Here is a 4426-nt window from a genome sequence, read left to right as displayed (position 1 = left end):
CACTTGTTCTGATTTGGGGTGCCGGGCGGTCAACGAGTGACGACAGGGGACTGTCTGATTTTCGAGGGTAACGAGCATCACGCCCGGCAACACATAAATGCGCATCTGTTCGAAGATCGGCAAGATCATTCGAAAGATAACCTGACTTCGTAACCACACCCGCCCCTGAAAATTGCGTGCGGAGTTTCTGGCCGTTATTCCGACAGTTTGGAGAAGCCGCGGTAGAAGCATGTCGGCTGCAGCAGCGAACTGGCGATGTTGGCGACGATCGGCCCATCCGCCTCGCTCTTCGCCTTCGCTTCCTGCCACTCGCAATATGCCCCTCGTCGTCAACCCCGCACGCCGCACAATGGCGATAAACAGTTGTTCCGGGACGAAGCGAATTGGGAAGTCGACTGTCCGGATCACCACGATATCCGGATCCAGCAAGAGGAAGCGGGCACGTTCAAGACCGGCACGGACATCACTGGCCGGCCGCTCGATCCTGCTCACGCCTGGAATTGCGCCGGCCGAACAGAGCCCTGATACCTTTGCCGATCGTGAAGGCCAGGACGCACGCTGCCGTCCCGAAGAGGATCTGATATTCCAGGCCTGCCAAGAGAGAGGCCCTCACGAGGTACAAGGCTACTGTGTTAAGGGCGGCGACGATCAGCGCCAACACCAAGCCAACGATCCATCTGGCATTGCAGAGCCCAACAATCAACATGATGAGCGGCCCGATATCCAAAAGCTTGATAACGAAGAACGCGATCATGTTCGAAAGCAACTTCCACCCTTTACACCCTGCAAGGCCAAATTCGCCATCTGCATCCGCACCGGAACATGAAGCTAGTTAGCAACAAGTTCAAGATCAAGCTTTTCAGCATGAGCGCGAGAAGCGGAATGACGACCCAGATGTTTTTGCGCCCTGTAACACCGCAATCAGCTGCACCAGTCGATCTTATGGTGCGGGTGCCATGGGCGCGCGAAGCCTTCCCGGAGCAGGATCTGCCCGACTTCCTTTCCGTTGGACAGATAGACTTTCACCAATGGCCGGTGCTTCGGCGTCGCGTCCTTGCGCTTAGAAATGATTTTAGTGTCTGCCTAGTGACCAAGTCCTTCAACCGAATCCGCGCCAAGTGCACACATATCATCAATGTCGCGATCATCGTCACCCCTCAGTTTTTTGCCCTGAAAGCGGAAGTTATACGGTTCCCATCGCCAGCTTTTTCACGTGCTGTAGATAGGCGAGTGCTTCATTCATTGATTGATCGGCTGCCGTACCATACCGGATGCGTAGCGCCTCGGCCTGCACATTCATGCTCAGTTCCACGTCCTCCATGACTGAGGTCATGAACTTTTCGCGATCCTCGACGAATGAGCCAAGATGGCTCAAGAGGTGGACCAGCCTGAATTCGTGGACGCCCTGACTCGCGGCTCCTGCTCCAATTCTTTAAGAGCCCGATTCAAAAGTTCATTCGTAGATCCAATATCTTGCGATACGTCTGGTGAGCATTCGGATTGAAGCGATTTGCGCCCATGCTGTTGAGCTTTCGATGGACTTTTCCCAATCCTTGGCGAGGCGGCGGCAACGCCCGAGCCAAGCAAATGTTCTTTCGACGGTCCGCTGTACAATGTTGCGTGGAACTGGGCGCCTGGCTTGGTGATTTTGGGCCGGCTGGGCCATCAAGTGGCGGAACACGGAAGATGATCTCGATGTCTGCATCGTCGATTTCGACCCGGCGAACCACGGTACAGATGATCTGCCGCATGCCGGTGCGGTCAAGGCTGGTGAGCCCTGTTTTCACCTTGGCGGAGAAGTCCTCCAGACGGCTGACGAGGAGTGATAGCTCACGCTCGTTCTCGGCCACCTTGACCGCGGCCCGGTGCTGCTCCTTAAGGTGGGAGAGGCGTTGTTTCAGGCCAGCGATACGCGGCTCGAATTCGGTCTTGTCGATAACGCCCTCGGCATAGCTGTCAATCAGCCGGCCGATGCCCCGATGCAAGGCCGCGATCTGTCGTTCCAGGCGGGCGATCTCTTCTGTTTCACGGGTTTCGTTACGGGCCTGAAGCAGGCGGCGACGGTATTCCTCAGCCATCCGACGTGGGTCCTCCATGAGCGCCTTCACCTGATCCCAAACCGCTTCTTCCAGATGATCGCCGCGCACCGGTGAGTTGTTGCAAACGGGATGGCCGCTGAAACGGTGACCGTCCGCACCGGTACAGCGATAGTAGCGCAACGTGTTGGTCGGATCGTACTTGTTGTGAACACGAGGAGCGCGCTTGCCATAATAGGCATAGCCGCAACGATGGCAAACGGTGAGGCCCTGCAGCAACCAGTCTGAGCTTGGCGTGCGTTGGCGCTTGCGTTKGCGGTTCTCCTCAAGCTGAGCACGGACCGCCTCAAACACAATCGGATCGACGAGCGAAGGAACAGGAATCTCGATCCACTCTTCAGTCGGAACGGGAACACGGGACGCGGCGTGCGGGGCGGGTTGCGAATGGCCGCGGATCGGTCGCAACCGCGGTCGTGGTGGTAGGTAGCGGCACCGCCCGAACGCGGCACGTCCGACATAGGCAGGATTGGTAAGCATGCCGTGGATCGTGGAAGCATACCAATGAGTGACACCTGCCCGCGTCTGGCAACCGATCTGCTCGAGCCGCCGGCATACCTCCCGCAGGCTCATGCGATCCAGMCCAACCCATGCGAAGATCAGACGAACGATATGCGCCTCCGCCTCCACCACCTCGAAGCGTGCCACGCCGCCGCCTTGATATCGGCTCACRTAGCGGTAGCCGAAGGGCGCGCCCGTCAAAGCGCTGACGGAGCCGGAGCGTGCTGCGTGGCGGCGACCACGCCGGCTGCGCTCGAGGATCTTGGCCCGCTCRTATTCGGCGATCACGCCCTGAACCTGGAGCAGCAAGTCATCCTCGGCCGTGCCGCCGATGGGACGGTTGAGGAACACGATCTCCACACCGGCGCGACGGAATTCGTCGATCAGCAGCGCCTGATGGGCGTAGCGGCGGGCAAGACGATCGGGAGCGTGGACATAGAGGCGGTCGACATGGCCGGCGGCAACCGCATCYCTCAACCGCTCCAACGCCGGGCGAAGCAAGATCGAACCGCTGTAGCCATCATCCACGTAGCTRTCATCTGGCTCAAGCAAGAAGCCGTCGGTGGCAATATGTTCCTGCAACGCCGCGACCTGACTGGCAATCGTATTGTCGCGCGTTTGGGCTTCGCTCGACACCCGCGCATAGAGCGCACATCGCATCTCGGTCATCGCTCACCTCCCGATCTCGCTATCGCTTTCGTCACCTTCGACGAGGGGCCTGCTCTCTCTGGCCGTTGCTTCGTGCGTCGTATTGTCGGCACAAGCTGGGCGTAGGCCTCGAGCAGATGTTGGGGGCCGGTTCTTGTCGCTTCGAACGACACTTGCACGTGCAGCACAGGGCGATCCATGCACCGGACCATGTGCGCCTCCATCGGCCAACTCGCAGCTCGACCGTCGATGGCGCATTAAATCCTGCCGCGGCTCTGATTCGGCCGCGACAAATCGACTCTCATCCCGACTACGGCCATCCTCAACAGGCGATTGCCTACGATGTGGACGCTCGATGCGCACTGGCCACTCGAAACCAGACTTGGCAACATTGTACAGCGGGTCACAACCCATCGGCGCGGTAGCAAGACGAAGCCCGCGGCCTTGTCMGAGCGCTTAACGATTTCGACTGTCCACTGSCCGTGACGRCGCATYGCCRMYTTCAACTTRTCGCCCGCATAGCCGCCATCGGCGAAGATATGGCGCAGCCATGGRAAACGGTAGCGGATGGCCTTGAGAACATCGGGCGCACCGTCGCGRTCCTGCACGTCGGCCCCATGGATYAGCACGAAGATCAGAAATCCGCACGTATCGGTGACGATGTGACGCTTGCGACCCTTGATCTTCTTTCCYGCGTCATAGCCGCAAACGCCGCCGCTTTCCGTSGTTTTRACGCTTTGRCTGTCGATGATCCCCGCCGTGGGYTGCGCTTCTCGTCCTTCGATCTCTCGCGCGGTCATCACCAAAAGCTGATTGATGCCCTCCCATAAACCCATCTTTCGCCAAGCATAGAAATAGCCGCGCACCGTCGACACCGGAGGGAAATCACCCGGCAGCATCCGCCATGAGCAACCGCTTGATGCGATATAGAGGATCGCCTCCACGACCGAGCGCATCTTCGTCGTTCGKCWGCGACCGCCACGCTTGGCCGGTGGGATCAATGGTTCGATAAAACCCCATTCCCGGTCCGTCAAATCACTTGGAAAACGAAGCGCGTCTCGGTTATGCTCACGCCGAGCGATARCAGTCCAGGTCATCGGAAACCCCATTTTGATTTAGCACCAAAAGGGAATCACAACCTGCTGTTATCGCTCAACTACTTTTAAATCGGGCTCTAAGRTAAC

3 protein-coding genes and 3 pseudogenes are annotated in these 4426 nt (G+C 58.5%); all 6 read right to left on the bottom strand.

Annotated elements, in window-relative coordinates:
* Window positions 1–194: 194 nt before the first annotated feature.
* A pseudogene (locus tag AC1D06_RS41940) lies at window positions 195–311 on the bottom strand (NIPSNAP family protein); the annotation flags it as partial.
* 152 nt (window positions 312–463) lie between these two features.
* Window positions 464–754: a hypothetical protein gene (locus AC1D06_RS41935; protein WP_477991415.1), complete on the bottom strand. Its 291-nt coding sequence runs from the start codon at window positions 752–754 to the stop codon at window positions 464–466.
* A 429-nt stretch (window positions 755–1183) separates the two neighbouring features.
* Window positions 1184–1333 carry a hypothetical protein gene (locus tag AC1D06_RS41930; protein WP_477991413.1) on the bottom strand — a complete coding sequence of 50 codons (150 nt, stop codon included), beginning with the start codon at window positions 1331–1333 and terminating at the stop codon, window positions 1184–1186.
* Window positions 1334–1453: 120 nt separating this feature from the next.
* Window positions 1454–1600, bottom strand: a pseudogene (locus AC1D06_RS41925) (IS5/IS1182 family transposase); the annotation flags it as partial.
* A 514-nt stretch (window positions 1601–2114) separates the two neighbouring features.
* Window positions 2115–3254: pseudogene (locus tag AC1D06_RS41920) on the bottom strand (recombinase family protein); the annotation flags it as partial.
* A 245-nt stretch (window positions 3255–3499) separates the two neighbouring features.
* The gene (locus AC1D06_RS41915) at window positions 3500–4339 is read right to left on the bottom strand and encodes an IS5 family transposase (RefSeq protein ID WP_477991412.1); all 840 of its coding nucleotides are present in this window, start codon (window positions 4337–4339) and stop codon (window positions 3500–3502) included.
* Window positions 4340–4426 lie beyond the last annotated feature (87 nt).

The sequence above is a fragment of the Rhizobium sp. P2_G2 genome (assembly GCF_056403555.1).
Note: the sequence above shows the minus strand (reverse complement) of the source record. Positions and strands in the feature narration are given on the sequence as shown.

What these genes read in the sequence shown, in the direction of transcription:
- AC1D06_RS41935 (WP_477991415.1), bottom strand. Translation starts at nt 754, where the DNA reads ATGATCGCGTTCTTCGTTATCAAGCTTTTGGATATCGGGCCGCTCATC.
- AC1D06_RS41930 (WP_477991413.1), bottom strand. Translation starts at nt 1,333, where the DNA reads ATGACCTCAGTCATGGAGGACGTGGAACTGAGCATGAATGTGCAGGCC.